The sequence below is a fragment of the Microbacterium sp. SS28 genome (assembly GCF_022761035.1).
Lineage (GTDB): Bacteria > Actinomycetota > Actinomycetes > Actinomycetales > Microbacteriaceae > Microbacterium.
The window spans coordinates 412,221-430,574 of sequence record NZ_JAKWJP010000001.1 but is presented as its reverse complement, the minus strand read 5'-3'; the positions used below and the strand labels follow the sequence as shown (position 1 = coordinate 430,574).

At 70.4% G+C, this 18,354-nt stretch carries 17 protein-coding genes; 6 read left to right on the top strand and 11 right to left on the bottom strand.

The window, feature by feature from the left end; all coding sequences use genetic code 11:
- Nucleotides 1–35 precede the first annotated feature (35 nt).
- Nucleotides 36–686, bottom strand: coding sequence for a metalloregulator ArsR/SmtB family transcription factor (locus MJ607_RS01935; protein ID WP_243073860.1), 651 nt, complete (start codon nucleotides 684–686; stop codon nucleotides 36–38).
- An 89-nt stretch (nucleotides 687–775) separates the two neighbouring features.
- On the opposite strand from MJ607_RS01935, the gene folE reads away from it, so the two are divergent.
- From folE to folP, 3 genes are read left to right on the top strand one after another with little or no spacing between them, the layout of a single operon-like run.
- Nucleotides 776–1,387 (top strand): GTP cyclohydrolase I, encoded by a 612-nt coding sequence (folE, locus tag MJ607_RS01930; RefSeq protein WP_243073859.1) that lies wholly within the window; start codon nucleotides 776–778, stop codon nucleotides 1,385–1,387.
- Nucleotides 1,372–2,595 (top strand): NAD(P)/FAD-dependent oxidoreductase, encoded by a 1,224-nt coding sequence (locus MJ607_RS01925; RefSeq protein WP_243073858.1) that lies wholly within the window; start codon nucleotides 1,372–1,374, stop codon nucleotides 2,593–2,595. Before folE ends, MJ607_RS01925 begins: the two co-directional genes overlap by 16 nt.
- An 8-nt stretch (nucleotides 2,596–2,603) precedes the next feature.
- Nucleotides 2,604–3,488 carry a dihydropteroate synthase gene (gene folP / locus MJ607_RS01920; RefSeq protein ID WP_243073857.1) on the top strand — a complete coding sequence of 295 codons (885 nt, stop codon included), beginning with the start codon at nucleotides 2,604–2,606 and terminating at the stop codon, nucleotides 3,486–3,488.
- A gap of 45 nt (nucleotides 3,489–3,533) precedes the next feature.
- Here the strand turns inward: folP and MJ607_RS01915 are convergent, their stop codons facing one another.
- Entirely contained in the window at nucleotides 3,534–4,085 is a 552-nt protein-coding gene (locus MJ607_RS01915) for a TetR/AcrR family transcriptional regulator (protein WP_243073856.1), read from the bottom strand.
- 72 nt (nucleotides 4,086–4,157) lie between these two features.
- On the opposite strand from MJ607_RS01915, the gene MJ607_RS01910 reads away from it, so the two are divergent.
- Nucleotides 4,158–5,030, top strand: coding sequence for an alpha/beta fold hydrolase (locus tag MJ607_RS01910; RefSeq protein ID WP_243073855.1), 873 nt, complete (start codon nucleotides 4,158–4,160; stop codon nucleotides 5,028–5,030).
- Between the two features lie 130 nt (nucleotides 5,031–5,160).
- On the opposite strand, the gene MJ607_RS01905 is transcribed toward MJ607_RS01910, so the two are convergent.
- Genes MJ607_RS01905 through MJ607_RS01895 form a run of 3 tightly spaced genes read right to left on the bottom strand, consistent with a single transcriptional unit; the run spans nucleotide 5,161 to nucleotide 8,842 of the window.
- Nucleotides 5,161–6,804, bottom strand: coding sequence for a DNA repair helicase XPB (locus MJ607_RS01905; protein ID WP_243073854.1), 1,644 nt, complete (start codon nucleotides 6,802–6,804; stop codon nucleotides 5,161–5,163).
- A gap of 49 nt (nucleotides 6,805–6,853) precedes the next feature.
- Complete coding sequence (locus tag MJ607_RS01900; protein ID WP_243073853.1) at nucleotides 6,854–8,563, bottom strand: helicase-associated domain-containing protein; 1,710 nt, start codon at nucleotides 8,561–8,563, stop codon at nucleotides 6,854–6,856.
- A 9-nt stretch (nucleotides 8,564–8,572) separates the two neighbouring features.
- Nucleotides 8,573–8,842 (bottom strand): multidrug ABC transporter ATPase, encoded by a 270-nt coding sequence (locus MJ607_RS01895; protein WP_243073852.1) that lies wholly within the window; start codon nucleotides 8,840–8,842, stop codon nucleotides 8,573–8,575.
- Between the two features lie 108 nt (nucleotides 8,843–8,950).
- Between MJ607_RS01895 and MJ607_RS01890 the strand changes: the two genes are divergently transcribed.
- Nucleotides 8,951–9,334, top strand: a complete 384-nt coding sequence (locus tag MJ607_RS01890; RefSeq protein WP_243073851.1) for a cold-shock protein — start codon at nucleotides 8,951–8,953, stop codon at nucleotides 9,332–9,334.
- The gene (locus tag MJ607_RS01885; protein ID WP_308193785.1) at nucleotides 9,318–10,367 is read left to right on the top strand and encodes a DUF3027 domain-containing protein; all 1,050 of its coding nucleotides are present in this window, start codon (nucleotides 9,318–9,320) and stop codon (nucleotides 10,365–10,367) included. The genes MJ607_RS01890 and MJ607_RS01885 overlap by 17 nt, the downstream gene beginning before the upstream one ends.
- A 76-nt stretch (nucleotides 10,368–10,443) precedes the next feature.
- Here the strand turns inward: MJ607_RS01885 and MJ607_RS01880 are convergent, their stop codons facing one another.
- The 6 genes from MJ607_RS01880 to MJ607_RS01855 form a co-directional block, all read right to left on the bottom strand.
- On the bottom strand, nucleotides 10,444–12,708 hold the full coding sequence (locus MJ607_RS01880; protein ID WP_374238030.1) for a glycoside hydrolase family 3 N-terminal domain-containing protein: 2,265 nt from the start codon (nucleotides 12,706–12,708) through the stop codon (nucleotides 10,444–10,446).
- Nucleotides 12,709–12,782: 74 nt separating this feature from the next.
- Nucleotides 12,783–13,850 (bottom strand): ABC transporter permease, encoded by a 1,068-nt coding sequence (locus MJ607_RS01875; protein WP_374238015.1) that lies wholly within the window; start codon nucleotides 13,848–13,850, stop codon nucleotides 12,783–12,785.
- A gap of 2 nt (nucleotides 13,851–13,852) precedes the next feature.
- Entirely contained in the window at nucleotides 13,853–14,929 is a 1,077-nt protein-coding gene (locus MJ607_RS01870) for an ABC transporter permease (RefSeq protein WP_243073849.1), read from the bottom strand.
- Nucleotides 14,926–15,735 (bottom strand): ABC transporter ATP-binding protein, encoded by an 810-nt coding sequence (locus MJ607_RS01865; RefSeq protein ID WP_243073848.1) that lies wholly within the window; start codon nucleotides 15,733–15,735, stop codon nucleotides 14,926–14,928. Before MJ607_RS01865 ends, MJ607_RS01870 begins: the two co-directional genes overlap by 4 nt.
- Complete coding sequence (locus MJ607_RS01860; RefSeq protein ID WP_243073847.1) at nucleotides 15,732–16,556, bottom strand: ABC transporter ATP-binding protein; 825 nt, start codon at nucleotides 16,554–16,556, stop codon at nucleotides 15,732–15,734. Before MJ607_RS01860 ends, MJ607_RS01865 begins: the two co-directional genes overlap by 4 nt.
- Before the next feature lie 76 nt (nucleotides 16,557–16,632).
- Nucleotides 16,633–18,285, bottom strand: a complete 1,653-nt coding sequence (locus tag MJ607_RS01855) for an ABC transporter substrate-binding protein (protein WP_243073846.1) — start codon at nucleotides 18,283–18,285, stop codon at nucleotides 16,633–16,635.
- Between the last annotated feature and the right edge of the window lie 69 nt (nucleotides 18,286–18,354).

The window sequence follows — 18,354 nt, the reverse complement described above, 5'->3', positions numbered from 1 at the left end:
GGCGCTGGATATCCGGCGGAAGGGGGCCTCGCGCGTCATTCCGACGCGGGCCGCACGCGGACGCAGCAGTGCCCGTCGCGAGGCTCGAGCACGCTCTCGCGCGGGTCGCCCGCGCCCTCCGCCATGCCCCGCACGAGGGCCACGTTCGCTCCGCAGACGAGCGCCGTGTGGGTTGTCGCGAGGGCATGGAAGGGGCAGTTCTGCAGGATCACACCGCCGCCTTCGTCGGCGGTGGGCTCGAATCCGCAGCGCACGAGCGCCGTGTCGAGGTCGGCCGACTCGGCGCCGATCGCCGTACCCACCTCGTGCGCCTGCGTGGCCAGCGCCTCCCGCACAGGGACGTCGTCGCGCTCGGCGCGCTCGATCGCCGAGGCCAGCAGGTCGCCCGCGAGGTCGTAGTGGCGCTCGGGGATGCTGGCCGAGACATCGACGGATGCCGCGGCGTAGAGCTTCGACGGACGGCCCGCACCCGGGCCGCTGCGGCCGGAGAGCCGACGGTACGAGACCGTCACGAGGCCCTCGTCGGCGAGGCGGTCGAGGTGGAACGCGGCAGTGCTGCGGGCGATGCCGACCGCGTCGGCCGCTTCGTCGCGACTCACGGGGCGCTCCGCCGTGAGCAGGTACAGCCGCCGCCGCACGGGGTCTCCGAGCGCTGCGATCGCGGCGATGCGATTGGCGTTCACCATGGGGCGAGTCTATCTCTAAAATCAAGATCCATTGACAAAAGAATCGACCCGGCCTAGCCTCGGCATCAGCAGGCGGAAGGGGATCACCGATGACTCAGTCCAGCGCAGCGCGACTGCACCCGGTCGACGGCGCGATCGACGCCGATCGCGCGCGGTCGGCTGTCGCCGAGCTGCTGCGGGCCCTCGGCCGCGATCTGGACGACGAGCACCTCGGCGACACGCCGCGCCGCGTCGTGGCGGGCCTGCTCGAGCTGCTGGAGCCGCAGCCGTTCGCGATGACGACCTTCCCGAACGATGAGGGCTATCGCGAGCTCGTGCTCGTGCGCGACATCCCGTTCGCGTCGCTCTGTCGCCACCACCTGCTGCCCTTCCGGGGCGTCGCGCACGTCGGCTACCTGCCGGGGGAGCGCATCGTGGGACTCTCGAAGCTCGCCCGCGTCGTCGACTGGTTCGCGCGCGACCTGCAGGTCCAGGAGCGGCTGACGATGCAGATCGCGGAGCATCTCGACGCCGAGCTCGCGCCGCGCGGTGTGGGCGTCGTGCTCTCGGCCGAGCATCTGTGCATGTCGGCGCGCGGCATCCGCGCGCAGGGCACCACGACGGTGACGAGCGCCTTCACGGGCGAGATCGACGATGACGCGGGCCTGCGCGCCCGGTTCATCCGCGCATCCCATGAGGAGGAGACATGGCGCACTTCGTGATCGTCGGCGGCGGGCTCGCCGCAGGCAAGGCCGTCGAACGGCTGCGCAAGGAGGGATTCGCCGGCGAGGTCACGGTGCTCGCCGCGGAGCCGCATCCGCCGTACCAGCGTCCACCGCTCTCGAAGGGCTACCTCGAGGGCAAGGAGGGGACGGATGCCGTCATCCTGCATCCTTCGGAGTGGTACGAGGAGGGCGGGGTCGACCTGCGGACCGGCGTGTCTGCTGCGGCCCTCGACCCCGCGGATCATCGTGTCTCGCTCGACGACGGCACGACCCTCTCGTATGACGCGCTGCTGCTGGCGACGGGATCCTCGCCCCGGCGTCTGCCGCTCGAAGGCGCCGACCTCGAGGGCGTCCGCACACTGCGCACCCTCGACGACTCGAACGCGCTCGCGGAGCAGCTGCGCGGCGGCGGAAAGCGCCTCGTTCTCATCGGATCCGGATGGATCGGCATGGAGGTCGCAGCGACCGCGCGGACCCTCGGCAACGAGGTCACTGTGCTCGAGCGCGACCCCGTTCCGCTCGCGGCGGCCATCGGAGCCGAGATGGGCGCCGTCTTCCGCGATCTGCACCTCGAGAACGGGGTCGACCTGCGCGCGTCCGTCGACGTCGAGGGGATCACGGGTTCGGGGCACGTCGATGGCGTCCGCGTCGGCGGCGAAGTCGTGCCTGCAGACCTCGTCGTGATCGGTGTGGGCGCCGTGCCGAACACGTCGCTCGCCGAGGAGGCGGGCATCCGCGTCGAGGGCGGCATCCTCGCCGACGCGGCCCTGCGCACCGACGCACCCGACGTCTTCGCGGCGGGCGATGTCGCGAACGCGTTCCACCCCGTCGTGCAGCGGCATCTGCGCAGCGAGCACTGGGACAACGCGCTCAAGGCGGGCTCGGTCGCCGCCCGGTCGATGCTCGGGATCGCGGCATCCCACAATTCGATCCCGTACTTCTACACCGACCAGTTCGATCTCGGCATGGAGCTCTCGGGTTACGCACCCCTCATGCGCGATGCGCAGCTCGTGACGCGCGGCGACGTCGCGGGTCGCGAGTTCATCGCGTTCTGGTTCGACGGAGTCCGGGTCGTCGGTGCGATGAACGTCAACGTGTGGGACGTGCAGGATCAGCTCAAGAAGCTCATCCGCGACGCGACGCCCGTCACGGCGGCCGCACTGCGCGATGAGTCCGTCAGCCTCGAGCACCTCGCTGCCTCGTGACGAGCCCGGTGCGCATCGACCATCCCGTCCGGCGGATCGGCGGCCGCGAGATCGACTTCTCGCGGCGCCTCGTCGTCATGGCGATCGTCAACCGCACACCGGATTCGTTCTACGACCGGGGCGCGACGTTCGCGCTCGACGCCGCGATCGCCGCGGGGATGGATGCCGCGGCCGCCGGCGCGGAGATCGTCGACGTCGGCGGCGTCCCGTTCGCGCCCGGCCCCGCCCTGCCGGTCGCAGATGAGATCGCCCGCATCGTCCCGGTCGTGGAGGCGCTGTCGCCGCTCGTCGCGGTGAGCGTCGACACCTTCCATCCCGAAGTCGCGCGCGCCGCGATCGAAGCGGGGGCGGCGATCGTCAACGACACGACGGGGCTGCACGACCCGCGCATGGCCGACGTCGTCGCCGACAGCGACGCGACCGTCGTGATCGCGCACAGTCTCGCGGCGCCCCGGACGCAGCATCCGCTCCCGCACTATGACGACGTCGTGCGGGATGTCGCGGACTTCCTGCGTGCGCGGCGGGACCTCGCGCTCTCGCGCGGCGTGCCGCCCGAGCGCATCGTGCTCGACCCTGGGCACGACCTCAACAAGAGCACCGCGCAGACGCTCGAGCTCACGCGGCGCTTCGGCGAACTGACCGAACTCGGGGGAGTGCTGCTGGTCGCGCTGTCGAACAAGGACTTCATCGGCGAGAGCCTCGACCGCGAGCGCGGGGACCGGCTCGCCGGATCGCTCGCCGCCGCCGCGTGGTGCGCCGCGCACGGAGCGCGGATCTTCCGCGCGCACAACGTCCGCGAGACGGTGGATGCGACGCGCATGATCGAGGCGATCGAGGGTTGGCGCGACCCCGCGTATCAGCGCCACAACGTGCGCCCCGAGGGCAACGACTGAGGCAGGTTCGCGGCCGTCAGGCCGCGCAGGCGCGGAGGGCGGTCGTCAGGCGGCCAGGCAGCCGCGCACCGCGACGGCGACGCTCTCGCGCACGGGGGCGTTCGGGTCGACGCTCAGACGATGGAGGACGATGCCGTCGCCGAACGCCATGAAAGCGCGCACGGCGGTATCCGGATGCTGCGCCCCGAGCGCGACGAGGAGGCTGCGGGACCACGCCGTGAGGCTCTCCCGCTGGGCGCGCAGCGGCGCGAAAAGCGCGGGGTCCGAGGCCGCCTCGAGGAAGAGTGCATACCGCGCTCGCGTGCGGACCGCGTAAGGCCCCGTCAGCTGCTCGACGCCCGCGCTGAACATGTCCACGAACCCGTCGAGGTCGTCGAACGGCTGGGCCAGCGCTGCTCCCAGGTCGCGCGTCTCCTGCTCGGCGATCCACTCGGCGACCCCCGCGAGCAGCGCGGCGCGCGTGCGGAAGTGGTTCGACGTCGATCCGCGGGCGAGGCCTGCCTGCGCATCGACGCGGGCGTGGGTGAGTGCGCGGATCCCCTGTGTGCCGACCAGGTCGACGGCCGCTTCGAGGGCGCGTTCTCGCGTCGTGCTCATCCCGAGGAGCCTACCGCTCGGATTCACTGCAGACGTAGTGACACGCTACTACGAACGTAGTATTCTCTCAGAATGACCGAGATCACCGGCATCCGCTCGCGGACGGTCACAGCGAACGGCCTGCGCATGCACGTGACCGAAGCGGGGGCGGGGGCGCCCATCCTGTTCCTGCACGGATTCCCGCAGAGCTCCCTCGAGTGGGCGCCGGTCATGCAGGCGCTCGCGGGCCGTGCGCACCTCGTCGCTCCCGACCTGCGGGGAGCAGGCGACACGGAAGCGCCTCCCGGCGGATACGACTCGCCGACCGTGCAGCGGGACGTGATCGCTCTTCTCGACGAGCTCGGCCTCGCGCGCGTCGACCTCGTCGGCCACGACTGGGGCGCCCTCGTCGGCTTCGACCTGTGCCTCGAGCATCCGGAGCGGATTCGACGCTTCGTCGCGATCGCCGTGCCGGCGCCCTACTTCCGGATGAATCGGGCGCTCGTCGTCGGCCTCCTGAGGGCGTTCCCGCATCTGTGGTTCCAGTGGGTCACGGCGACACCGGGGCTCGGCCCCCGGCTGCTCTCACGCGGGCGTCAGAGGCTCACGCGGCACATCCTGCGCGTGTCCGAGATCCGCCCGAAGCGGGACGAGGATGCCGCGGCCTACCTGCGAGCCCTGCGCGAGCCGGCGCGCGCCCGCGCGGCGTCGAAGCTGTATCGCGGACTCATCCTCCCGGGCTTCATGAGGGCCCTGAGCGGCGCCTACATCGGTCGCGTTCTGCAGACGCCGACGCTCGTGCTCTTCGGAGCGGACGACGCGCTGCTGCCGAAGGACGCGCTCCATGTCAGCGCGGACGATGCGCCGAACACGACTGTCGAGTTCGTACCGGGCGGCGCCCACTACCTCGTCGACGACAACCCCGAGGAGGTCACGCGGCGGATCGCCGCCTTCCTCCTCGACTGACCCCCGGCCGTGCGGCTCAGGCCGCGGCGACTTGGTCGGCGTCGAGGAGCTGTCGTCTCACCTCGGGTCGAGTTCAGGCCGCGGCGACCTGATCGGCGTCGAGGAGCTGTCGTCTCACCTCAGGTTTCGATCAGGCCGCGGCGACCTGATCGGCGTCGAGGATGGTGTAGCTGTACCCCTGCTCGGCGAGGAACCGCTGGCGGTTCTGCGCGAAGTCCTGGTCGACCGTGTCCCGCGCGATGAGCGTGTAGAAGCTCGCGGTGTGCGCCGACTGCTTCGGTCGCAGCAGGCGTCCGAGGCGCTGGGCCTCCTCCTGGCGCGAGCCGAACGATCCGGAGACCTGGATGGCGACGGATGCCTCGGGCAGGTCGATCGAGAAGTTCGCGACCTTCGACACGACGAGAACTTCGATCTCGCCGACGCGGAACGCCTGGTAGAGCTCCTCGCGCTCGTCGACGGGGGTCGCGCCCGTGATCTTGGGCGCGCCGAGCGCCTCCGAGAGCACGTCGATCTGGTCGAGGTACTGCCCGATCACGAGGATGCGCTCGCCCTTGTGCCGCTCGACGAGGCTGCGGACGACGCCGATCTTCGCGTACGCCGTGGCGGCGAGGCGATATCGGTCTTCATCGGCCGAGGCGGCGTACTCGAGCCGCTCGCCCTCCGGGAGGTCGACGCGCACTTCGTAGCAGGCGGCGGGCGAGATGAAGCCCTGGGCCTCGATCTCCTTCCACGGTGCGTCGAACCGCTTGGGTCCGATGAGGCTGAAGACGTCGCCCTCGCGACCGTCTTCGCGCACGAGCGTCGCGGTGAGGCCGAGGCGGCGGCGCGCCTGCAGGTCGGCTGTGAGCTTGAAGACGGGCGCGGGCAGCAGATGCACCTCGTCGTACACGATGAGACCCCAGTCCAGGGCGTCGAGCAGTGCGAGGTGGGCGTACTGCCCCGCGCGCTTGGCCGTGAGGATCTGGTAGGTCGCGATCGTGACCGGCTTGACCTCTTTGACCTGACCGGAGTACTCGCCGATCTCCTCCGCCGTGAGCGACGTGCGCTTGAGCAGCTCGTCGCGCCACTGCCGCGCGCTCACGGTGTTGGTCACGAGGATGAGGGTCGTCGTCTTGGTGTCAGCCATCGCGGCCGCGCCGACGAGCGTCTTGCCGGCGCCGCAGGGGAGCACGACGACGCCCGACCCGCCGTCCGAGAACTTGTCGACGGCGAGGCGCTGATAGGGGCGCAGGTTCCAGCCGTCTTCCGCGAGTTCGATGGGATGCGGCGTCCCCGGCGTGTAACCGGCGAGATCCTCCGCGGGCCAGCCGATCTTCAGGAGCTCCTGCTTGATGTGCCCGCGCGCCCAGGCGTCGATCTGGAAGGAGTCGGGGGAGGGGCGCCCGATCAGCAGCGGCTGGATGCGCTTGTTCTTCGAGACCTCGGCCAGCACCGCGGCATCCGTCGATCGCAGCACGAGCGCGCCCTCGGCGTCGCGTTCGATGACGAGCCGGCCGTAGCGGCCGACCGTCTCGCGGATGTCGATCGACACCGACGGTGGCACGGGGAAGCGCGACCAGCGGTCGAGCGTCTCGAGCATGTCGTCGGCGTCGTGGCCCGCCGCGCGGGCGTTCCACAGGCCGAGCCGGGTGATGCGGTACGTGTGGATGTGCTCGGGCGCGCGCTCGAGCTCCGCGAAGATCGCGAGCTCGTGGCGTGCGCTCTCGGCGTCCGGATGGGCTACTTCCAGCAGCACAGTCCGGTCGCTCTGCACGATGAGGGGGCCGTCAGCCATAACGGACAAGTCTACCGGCCGGCGTGATGCCGGGCATCGCTGCGCCAGGTCAGGCGGGGCGCACCGTCACGATCGACGAGACCGGGAGCGTGCGCTCGATGTCGGCGCTGCGGTCGCGTCCGCGCAGGCGACCGCCGCCGAGACCCGTGGCCTCGAGCGTGAACGTGCGCTCCTCGCCGCCGGGCAGGCGGACGACGACCTCGATGATCGCGCGCGCCCGCACGGCCTGGTCGAGCTCGCGGCCGAGCCACGCGGCATCCGAGTCGGTGTCGTGCGACTGCCGGAGCCGTGCGATGAGCGGTGCGAACGAGGGCTCGGCGGCGGGCTTTCCGCCGCGCGCGGGGCGCCGTCGCACGATCGGCGTCGACCCGCCGCGCTCGTCGACCGCGACGACGGGGTAGCGGGCGTCGGCGAGCGACCAGTAGACGACGTCCCGCGCCGCACGCGTCACAAGGCTGGACCCGTCGCGCACGAGTCCGAGCGGTCGCAGCGCCTGATCGACCTCGATCGCGTTGAGCAGTCCGCGGTCGGCGCTCTCGATCGAGGTGTTGCCGTGGGCGTCGAGGCCGATGCGCACGAGGCCGTGACGCCCCGCGGTGCTCGTGATGAGGTACTCGAGGGGCTGCGGGATGCCGGTCAGCGACAGCTCGGAGAGGAAGGCGCGCACCGACTCCGCCGTCTCGCCCTCGGACATGCCCGCCACGAGGGATTCGGCCGTGAAGCGATACGTGGATGCCTGCGCCCGCGACTCCCGGACCGCGATGCGCCGCAGCCGCAGGTCGAGAGCGGGCGCGAGGGGCCCCGGCGCGATGGCGGACAGGTCGGCCTGGAGGTAGATCCGGTCGATCTCGGCCGGGAGGAGCTCGGCGAGCGACGCCGCGTCGGCGGGCTCGCCGAGGCGAAGAGTGCGGGCCCACGCCGGTTCGGCGCCCTCAGGCGTCACGAGGCCCCAGCGCTCCGCGAGGCGGCGCGTGCGCGTCGAGATCGCGGGCCACTCGGGATCCAGCGGGTACAGCGAGGGCCACGCGGCGGGCGTGACGAAGCCCCCGCCGGGCGTGCGCAGGCCCGGGCGCAGGGTGTCGCGCAGGCCTTCGACGACGACCGCCCAGCGGCGCGTCGTCGAGGACTGCAGCCACGCGTCCACTCCGTCGCCCGCGATCCACTCGCGTTCCGTCTCGGTGAGGAGGCCGGATGCCGCGGCGGCCGCCACGAGGTCGTCGAGGTCTTCGGGTGACGCGATGGCACCGGCATCCGTCAATCTCTTGCGGTCGGCGGCGCTCACGGGGCCCGCCCCCGTGCGCGAGAGCGGCGTGTGCAGCGTCGCGATCAGCAGGTCGGCGAGAGCGCCGATCGAGGCGAAGGCGCGCTCGGCGGCAGCCGCCGACGCGGAGTGGTCGGCGAGCGAGGGCTCGGAGGGCGCGGCTTCTGCGACGAACGCCTCGGTCGTCCCCGCGCGGGCCGCGGCGACGCGCTCCGCGACTGTCGTGAAGGGCGTGCCCGTCGCGTCGAGCAGTGCGAGGCGCTCGAGCCCCGCGCGCTCGCTGTCGGAGTCTCCGCTCGCGAGTGCCGCGAGCGCACGCCGTGGCAGGCGGACGAGGGCGCGATCGACGGATGCCGGGTCGAGCAGCGCCTCGGCGGCGTCGAAGAAGTCGCTCCACGACGCGTTGGGCGAGACGGAGCGCAACCCGAACGTCCGGGCCAGGGCCGCGTCATCGCGATCCGCCAGCCACGTCGCGAGCGAACGCTCGTCTGTGGTCATCGGGGTGGCCTATGCCCCTTTATTGGCCCGCGCGCGTCGGACGAAGCTCATGATCAGCAGCGCGATGATCAGCACGAAGGCGATCGGCAGGGCGATCAGCGGCAGGACGACGATCATCGGCCAGATGCCGGTGGTGAAGTCGTCGACGCCGAGCGGGCGGGCGAGGATGACAGCGAAGAAGCAGATGATCGAGATGACCGTGATCCCCAGTGCCATGTAGGCCAGGATGCGGTCGATCCGCCTGACCGGAACTTCGGGACCCCCACTGCGCGTGCTCATCCGCATCAGCCTACCCGTTGGCGGGCGTGCCGTAGGCTGGAGGCAGGGCCCACTGGTCCGTCACACCCTGCCCGCCGAGTGCGGGCTTTTCTACAGCGAGGTCATTCCATGCCCACCGGCAAGGTCAGGTTCTACGACGAGGAGAAGGGGTTCGGCTTCATCACGACAGATGACGGCCAGGACGTCTTCCTGCACGCCACTGCCCTCCCCGCAGGCACTCCCGCGCCGAAGCAGGGCGCCCGCCTCGAGTTCGGCGTCGCCGACGGCAAGCGCGGCCTCCAGGCGCTCGCAGTGCGCGTCCTCGAGGCGCCCGTGAGCCTCTCGAAGCGCTCGCGCAAGCCCGCGGACGACATGGCGATCATCGTCGAGGACCTCGTGAAGTTCCTCGACGTCATGGGCGGCGACCTGCGTCGTGGCCACTACCCGAGTGGGGCCAGCGCCAAGAAGGTCGCGGCGATGCTGCGCAAGGTCGCGGATGACCTCGACGCCTGATCCGGTCGAGGCACTCGGCGCCGAGCACCGGCCCGAGGCCGACGACGTCGCGCCCGAGGCCGACGTGTCGGCGTCGGCGTCGACGGAGGGCTCGAACGAGCCTGCCGCCGGCGCGGCGACCGAGGCGTCTGCGGAGCCTGACGTTCCTGCAGAGGCCGCGTCTGCCACGGAGTCGGCAGGGGAGTCGGATGCTTCCGCCGAGCCCACGGCCGAGCGGGACGCCTCTTCGCAGTCGGCAGACCAGCCGGACTCCTCGGCGCCCGCGGCTTCCGCTGAGACGGAGGCCGAGGCTGTCGAGCCCGAGCCCGAGGCCGCGCCTGAGCCGGTCGAGCCTGACGAGCGTCTGCTCGCCGCGCACGACCTCGCGCTCGCGGCGCTGCATGAAGTCACTCCCGCCCACACGGTCGGGGCGCCCGCGGGCTACTCGATCGAGAACGGCGGCGTCGTGTCGCTGCGCTTCGAGAACCTGCTCGCCGGGTATCCGGGCTGGTTCTGGACCGTCAGCGTCGCGCGCGTCGAGGATGCCGATCCCACAGTCCTCGAACTCGAGCTGCTCCCGGGCGGCGGCGCGCTGCTCGCACCCGACTGGGTGCCCTGGGCCGTGCGCCTCGCCGAATACCACGCCGCCCAGGCAGCGCTCGCCGAGGCCGGAGAGGCAGAGTCCGGTGAGATCGACGACGACGAACTCGATGCCGACGACGAACTCGACGACGTCGACGACCTCGACGCGGAGGACTTCGATCGGGACGGCTCGCCGATCCTGCACGCGGGCGACGTCGACGGCGTCGACATCGACGAGCTGGCCGACGTCGTCGGCCTGGCCGCGACGGACGACGAAGGATTCGACGTCGACGACGAGGATGATTCCGACATCGACGATTCCGACTTCGCGGACGAGGATGTCGCCGACGACGAAGACTCCGACGACGAGTCCGATGACGATGACGACGAGGACGACGAGGACGACCAGGACGACGAGGACGACGACTCCGGTCCGTACGACCTCGACCGGTACGAGCGCGACTCCGACTGAGCCTCACGAAGACATGACGAAGGGGTGGATCCCCGCCGCCCGCACTGCGGCGGGGGATCCACCCCTTCGCTTCGTCTCAGCGGTGCTCGACCGCGCGACGATCCGACCCGGCGGCGGCACCGACGGGGTCGGCCACGCGGAAGCGCGCACTGAGCAGCGCCTCCGTGCGGGATGAGGGGCCCACGAGCAGCTCGAACTCGCCCGCCTCGACCAGACGCCGGCCGGCGGCATCCACGATCGTGCATTCCGACGCCGGCAGCGACAACTCGACCGTCGCCCGTTCACCGGGCAGCAGATCGACGTGCCGGTAGGCCTTGAGCTCGCGGTCGGCCCAGCTGACCGAGGTCACGCTGTCGCGTACGTAGACCTGGACGATCTCGTGCGCGGGACGCGTGCCCGTGTTGTGCAGCTCGACGACGGCGTGCACCGAGTCGTCGCTGCCGACCTCGGGGTCGACGACCCTCAGCCGCGAGTACTCCACGCTCGTGTACGTGAGCCCCTCGCCGAAGGCGAAGGCGGGGCTCTGCGTCAGATCGGCGTAGCGGTCGCCGTGCTGGCCGCGGATCTGGTTGTAGTAGATCGGCAGCTGGCCCGCGTGCCGCGCGAACGAGATCGGCAGGCGGCCGCTCGGCTCGATGAGGCCCAGCAGCAGCTCGGCGATCGCCTGCCCCCCGCGCATGCCGGGATTGGCCGCCCACACGAGGGCCGCGGCATCCGTCACCGACGACGGGAGGACGTGCGGCTTCGACGCGAGCAGCACGACGACGAGTGGCGTGCCGGTCGCCGCGAGCGCCTCGAGCAGCGCGAGCTGCCCGCCGACGAGTTCGAGCGTCGCCGTCGAGCGGCCCTCGCCGACGAGCTCGATGCGATCGCCGACGATCGCGACGACATAGTCGGCACCCTCGGCGGCGGCCACTGCCTCGGCGATGAGGTCCGCGTCGGGGGCGCACGGCACGACGACCTGGGGGCGGGGCTGTCCGTCGGGGAAGAAGGCGCCCTCGGGGTCCTGCTCGAGCGTCAGGATGTCGGCGCCGCGCGCGTGGACGATCTGCCAGTCCGCCGGGGCGTGCGCGCGCAGCCCGTCGAGCACCGTCGAGATCAGCTCGCGCGGGTGCCCGTCGGGGATCCAGTCGACCTGCCCCGACGATCCCGCCCAGTCGCCCAGCTGCGTCTGCGCATCGTCGGCGAGGGGGCCGACGACGGCGATGCGGCGGGATCCGGATGCCGCGTCCCGCGCCCGCCCGGAGGCGTCCGCCGTGAGCCCGCCCGCGAACGGCAGGGTGCCGTCATTGCGCAGCAGCACGAGCGACCGGCGGGCGGCCTCGAGGTTGAGGGCCGTGTGCTCGGCCGAGCCGACCGCCGTCGCGATGCGCTCGCGGTCGGGCAGCCGCGGGTCCTCGAAGAGGCCGAACTCGAACTTGAGCAGCAGGATGCGGGTGACGGCGCGATCCAGGTCGTCCTCCGTCATGAGCCCCTGCGCGAGAGCGTCGAGCGCGCCCTGGAAGAACCCGGGCGTCGTCATGATCATGTCGTTGCCCGCGAGCACCGCGGCGGCGGCGGCGTGCGCGTAGTCGGGCTGCACCTTCTGCTCCCACACCATGCGCCCGACGTTGTCCCAGTCGGTGATGAGGGTGCCGGTGTACCCCCACTCGCCGCGCAGCACGTCGTTCAGCAGCCAGTCGTTGACCGTGATGGGCACGCCGTCGGTCGTCTGGTAGCCGAGCATGAAGGTGCGGCATCCCTCTCTCGCAACGCGCTCGAACGGGGGCAGGAACCACGAGCGCAGCTTGCGGCGCGAGATGTCGGCCTCGCTCGCGTCTCGACCGCCCTGCGTCTCGGAGTACCCCGCGAAGTGCTTGGCCGTCGCGAGGATCGCGGTCGGGTCATCGAGCCCGCCGCCCTGGTAGCCGCGCACCATCGCCGAGGCGAGCTCGCCGATGAGGAACGGGTCCTCGCCGAACGTCTCGTCGACACGCCCCCAGCGCAGGTCGCGCGCGACGCACAGCACGGGTGAGAACGTCCAGTGGATGCCGGTGGCCGAGACCTCGACGGCGGTGGCGCGTGCGACGCGCTCTGCGAGGTCGGGATCCCACGCGGCCGCCAGGCCGAGCTGCGTCGGGTAGATCGTCGCACCCTCCCAGAACGAGTGGCCGTGGATGCAGTCCTCCGCGACGAGCAGGGGGATCTGCAGGCGCGTCGAGCGGGTGAGCTCGCGTGCGCGCAGGACCTTCTCGGGGGAGGCGTGAAGGATCGATCCCGCGTGCATCCGTGCGACCTGGTCGTCGAGGTCCTCGCGGGCGTCGAGCTGCAGCATCTGGCCGATCTTCTCCTCGACCGTCATGCGGTGCAGGAGATCGGCGATGCGGTCGGCGACGGGGAGTGCGTCGTCGAGGTAGTTCGGAATGGTCGCGGTGGTCACACGTTCTCCTGGATGTTCACGTCGGTGCGCACGGCGGTGACCGTGTCGTTCACGTTCATGCCCTTCTTCTTCATGGCTCGGGCGCGCTCGCCGGCGGATCGCAGGCGCGGGTTGACGTACTCGTCGATGCCGAAGTTGATGAGCGAGAGTGCGACGCCGATGGTCGCGATGCACAGGCCCGGGGGCATGAACCACCACCATTGGCCCTGGCGGAACGCGCCCTGTGCGCTGGCCCAGTTGAGGATCGTGCCCCAGTTGTAGGTCGTCACCGGGATGATGCCGATGTACGAGAGGGTCGTGAGCCCGATGATCGCGGCCGTGACGGTGCCCACGAAGCTCGCGGCGATGAGCGCCATGAGGTTCGGGAGCATCTCGACCGTGATGATCCGCCGCAGAGGCTCGCCGTTGGCGCGGGCCGCCTGGATGAAGTCCCGACCGCGCAGCGACATCGTCTGGGCGCGCAGCACGCGCGCGCCCCACGCCCAGCCGATGAGGCCCAGCACCCCCGCGATGAGGATGAGGGGCGGGTCCTCGAACATCGACGCCACGATGATGATGAGCGGGATGCCCGGGATCACCAGGAAGACGTTCGTGAGGGCCGAGAGGCCCTCGCCGCGCCACCCGCGCAGGTAGCCCGACAGCACCCCGACGATGATCGCGATGACCGTGGCGATGATCGCCGCGAGGAACCCCACCACGATGACGCCGCGAGTGCCGTGGATGACCTGGCTCAGCACGTCCTCGCCGATGTGCGTCGTGCCCAGCCAGTGCGCCGCCGACGGCGGCTGGAAGCGCGCCGTGTTGTCGACCTTCGTGGGGGAGTACGGGGCCAGCACGTCCGCGAGGATCGCGACGAGCACGAAGAACCCCAGGATCGACAGGCCTGTGATCGACTTCCCGTTGCGGAACATCGCGAAAGCCGCACCCAGCTTCGACCAGAAGGTCGGCTTCCGGGGCGCCCCGCCGGCAGGGGCGGTGCTTCGGACGCTCGCGGTCGCCGGCGCGTTCGCCGGACGGCGCGCGCTCGCCGAGGGCTGCTCTGTGTCGTTGACGATCGTGTTCATGCTCAGGCCTCCGTCTGGCGCGTGCGCGGGTCGAGGAATGCGTAGGCGACGTCGGCGAGGAGGTTCGCCAGGAGCACCGAGAGGGTGATCACGAGGAACACCCCCTGCATGAGGGCGTAGTCCTTCGCGTTCGTGGCGTCGAGCAGGAGCTTGCCGACGCCGGGGTAGCTGAACACGACCTCCATCACGATCGTGCCGCCGACGATGAAGCCGAGCGCGAGCGCGAAGCTCTGGATCTGGGGCAGCACGGCGTTGCGCGCGGCGTAGCGCCACAGCACGCGGTCGTTCGGCATGCCCTTGGCCTGCGCGACGGTGACGTAGTCCTCGTCGAGCACGGTGAGCATCATGTTGCGCATGCCCAGCATCCAGCCGCCGAGCGAGGCCAGGATGATCGTCGCCGCGGGGAGGAAGCCGTGATGGATCACGTCGCCGATGAACTCCCACGACCACTCCGGCACCACTCCGACGCCGTAGGCCTTGCCGATCGGGAACCACCCGAGGGCGACCGAGAACACCGCGATCGCCAGGAGGCCGAGCCAGAAGTAGGGGATCGTGCTGAAGAAGGTCGTGATCGGGATGAGGAGGTCGAGCCGGCTGCCTCGACGCCATCCGACGATCGCGCCGCCGACGGTGCCGATCGTGAATGCGAGGAGCGTCGCGAAGCCGACCAGGGCGACGGTCCAGATGAGGGACTGTCCGACCACCTCGGTCACCGGCCGCATGCCGTGAAGGAGCGAGATGCCGAGATCGCCCTGCAGGAGGTGGCTCCAGTACTCGATGTACTGCTGCCAGAGCGACGTGTCGGCATCGAGCCCGAGCAGGGCGCGCAGCGCCTCGGCCGCCTCGGGCGACACGTTGCGGTTGCGCGCGAGGTACGCGCTCACCGCGTCGCCCTTCATGAGGCGCGGCAGGAAGAAGTTGATCGTGATGGCCGCCCACAGCGTGAACAGGTAGAACAGGGCGCGGTTGCCGAGGAAGCGCCAGGGGACGCGGATGCGGCCCTTGACGGCGCTCGTCGCGGTGGTGCCCGCTTCGATCGCGTCGAAGTCCGCGGGCAGCTGGGGGGCGACAGCGCTCACTTCTCACCTCCGGGGTTGCCTGCTGCGTGCGCGAAGTAGGTGTCGGGATCGGGGGATGCCGCCCGCAGCTCTTGTGTGTACGGGTTCTGGGGACGCAGGATCACGTCGTCGGCGGGACCGCGCTCGACGACGCGCCCCTGGTTGAGCACGAGGATCTCGTCGCTGAAATGGCGCGCGGTCGCGAGGTCGTGCGTGATGTACAGCACACCCAGGCCCTCCTCGCGCTGCAGGTCGGCGAGAAGGTTGAGCACTCCGAGGCGGATCGACACGTCCAGCATCGAGACCGGCTCGTCGGCCACGAGCAGCTTCGGGCGGGATGCGAGCGCCCGGGCGATCGCGACGCGCTGGCGCTGGCCGCCCGAGAGCTCGTGCGGACGGCGGTCGATGACGGTGTCGGCGTCGAGCCTGACTCGGTCGAGGAGACGGCGGACTTCGTCGTCCAGCTGATCCTTCGGCACCACCTGGTGCAGCTGGAGCGGCCGCTGGATGGCGTAGCGGATGGTGTGGTACGGGTTCAGCGATGCGAACGGATCCTGGAAGACCATCCGCAGCTGCTGCCGGTAGCTGCGCAGTCCCTTGCCGCGACGGGGGATCGGCTGGCCGTCGAAGCGGACCTCGCCGCTCGTCGGCCACTCCAGCTGGGTGAGGATCTTCGCGATCGTCGACTTGCCGCTGCCGGACTGGCCGACGAGGCCGATCGTCTGGCCCGAGCGGAGGGTGAAGCTCACGTCGTCGAGCGCCTTGATCTGGCCCGCGCCGCGCACGGCGTAGGCCTTGGTGACGGCGTCGAATTCGAGGACGGTCATCGCCTGACCACCCCTCTGGCTCCGGTGAGTCTGGGGAAGGAAGCCAGCAGCGTCCGGGTGTACTCGTCCTGAGGATCGGTCCAGACGCGCTCGGCGGTGTCGAGCTCGACGATCTCTCCGTCGCGCATGATCGCGAGGCGGTCGCTGATCTCGAGCAGCAGCGGCAGGTCGTGGGTGATGAAGATGACCGAGAATCCGAACTCGTGGCGCAGCTGCGAGATCTGACGCAGGATCTCGCGCTGCACGAGCACATCGAGCGCCGTCGTCGGCTCGTCCATGACCATGAGCTGCGGGCGCAGGGCGAGGGCCATGGCGATCATGACGCGCTGGCGCATGCCGCCGGACAGTTCGTGCGGATACGAGCGATACCGCTGCGCACCGATCTTGACGAGGTCGAGGAGCTCGATAGCCTCCTCGCGCCGCTGTCGGCGCGAGAGGCTCGGGCGGTGGACCTCGAAGACGTCCTCGAGCTGGGACCCGATGGTCGCGACCGGGTTCAGCGAGTTCATCGCCCCCTGGAAGACCATCGAGATCTTGTCCCAGCGGAAGCGGCGCATCTCCTCGGCTTCGAGGCCGTTGATGTCGACGTCCTCGCCGTTCGCGTCGTGGAAGAGAACGGAGCCGCTCGTGATGACCGCGGGCGGCTTGAGGAGGCGCTGGATGCCGTAGGCGAGCGTGGTCTTGCCGCAGCCGCTCTCGCCGGCGAGTCCGAGGATCTCACCGCGCTGGAGTTCGAGGCTGACGTTCTTGACCGCGCGCACGGGGGGATCGACGTCGTAGACGATCGAGAAGTCGTGGACGGAGAGGAGCGGATCTCTCATCGGTGCTGATTCGCTTTCGTGAGGGGTGACATGCGGGCGGGGCGGACGCCTGCGCATCCGCCCCGCCCGCGCTGCGTCATCCGGCGGGCTGCAGCTTGGTCAGGATCTGCACGATCGCCGGCTGGGTCGGGTCGGCCGAGGCGTACAGGTCGCCCTCCGCCGGCCATCCGATGTAATTGCGGGTGTTGAACTCACCCAGGAGCGGGTGCGCACCGAGCGGGATGACGGGGACGTTCTCGACGAACGCCTTCTCGATCACCGCGAGGGCCGCGGATCGGTCGGCATCGGACGACGCGTTCGCGTACGTGTTCAGCGCGTCGGTGACAGCGGGGTCGTCGAAGCGTCCGAAGTTGAAGGCCGCCTTGTCGTCGACGATCCACTTGGGGTCCATCGCCGACGTGTAGAGGCCGTACGCGTTGCCGGTGTCCTCGAGCCAGTGGATGATCGCCTGGAACGTGCCCTCCTGGCGTGCGGCATCCCAACCGCCCCAATCCGGCTGGTCGACCTTGACCTCGATGCCGAGGCCCTCCTTGAGCTCCTCCGCGATCAGCGCCTGCTCGGTGTTCCAGTCGCTCCAGCCCGCGGGGACCGAGATCGAGAACGTGACGGGCTCGCCGTCGGGGTCGACGAGGCTCTCGCCCTCCCACGTGTAGCCGGCGTCGGTCAGGATCGCGCGCGCCTTGTCGACGTCGACCTCGTAGTTCTGACCCGCGTACTCGGGCACGACCTCGTCCTCGAGCAGGGTGCCGAGACCGGTCACGCTCCAGATCGCCTCGCTCGCGCCTTCACGGGCGATGTCGACATAGGCCTGACGGTCGATCGTCCAGGCGAGCGCCTGACGCAGCGCGGGGTCGTTGAACGGCTTGGTCTGCAGGTTCATGAACAGCGTTCCCGCGCCCGCCGTCGGCGACGCGAGGAAGGTGTTGGCGGGATCGGCCGACAGGTAGCTGTCCTGGATCTGCGGGATGAACGCCTGCGCCCAGTCTGCCTCGCCCGTCGCGAGAGCGGTCGTGAGGGCCGCGTTGTCGCCGTATGAGACATAGTGCAGCTCGGGCACGGCCAGCTCGCCGCCCCAGTAGTCGGGGTTCGCCGCGAGGGTGACCGACTCGGTCGTCCACGAGTCGAGCACGTACGGGCCGGTGCCGACGACCTGACCCTCGCCGGTGAGCGGATCGGTGTTCGGGTCGTCGATGTCCTTCCAGATGTGCTCGGGCACGATCTGGAAGTGCAGCACGCGTGCCTGCTGGGTGTACTTCGAGCTGTTGAAGTCGATCGTGACGGTGTCGCCGTCGACCGTGACGCTCTTGATGTCGAGCGCGTTGGTGTCGTTGAGCTTGCCGTCCAGCACCTGGTTGAACGAGAACGCGATGTCGTCCGCGGTGAAGTCCTCGCCGTCGCTCCACTTCACGCCGCTGCGCGCGACGGCGGTGAGCTGCGTGTAGTCGTCGTTCCACTCCACGGATTCTGCGAGCCAGGGCGTGGTACCGAGGTCGCCGGTCGGGTTCACGAGTGCGAGCGACTCGAAGATGACCTTGCCGTACGCGTACTTCGAGGCGGAGGAGTCGCCCAGGTAGGGGTTGTTCGACTCGGTGGTGATGGCGCCGTCGGGCTTCGCGATCGTGAGCGCCGCTCCGGCGGAGTCCGAGTCGTCGCCGCCGCCGCTCGCGCAGCCGGTGAGCACCAGCGCCGCGACGACGCCGACGGCGGCAAGGGTTGTTCTGAGCCTCATTGCTTCTCCTTGATGTGAGCACGACATCGTGTCGCCCGGGGAGGTGACGACGGCGTCGGGGGGTGATTG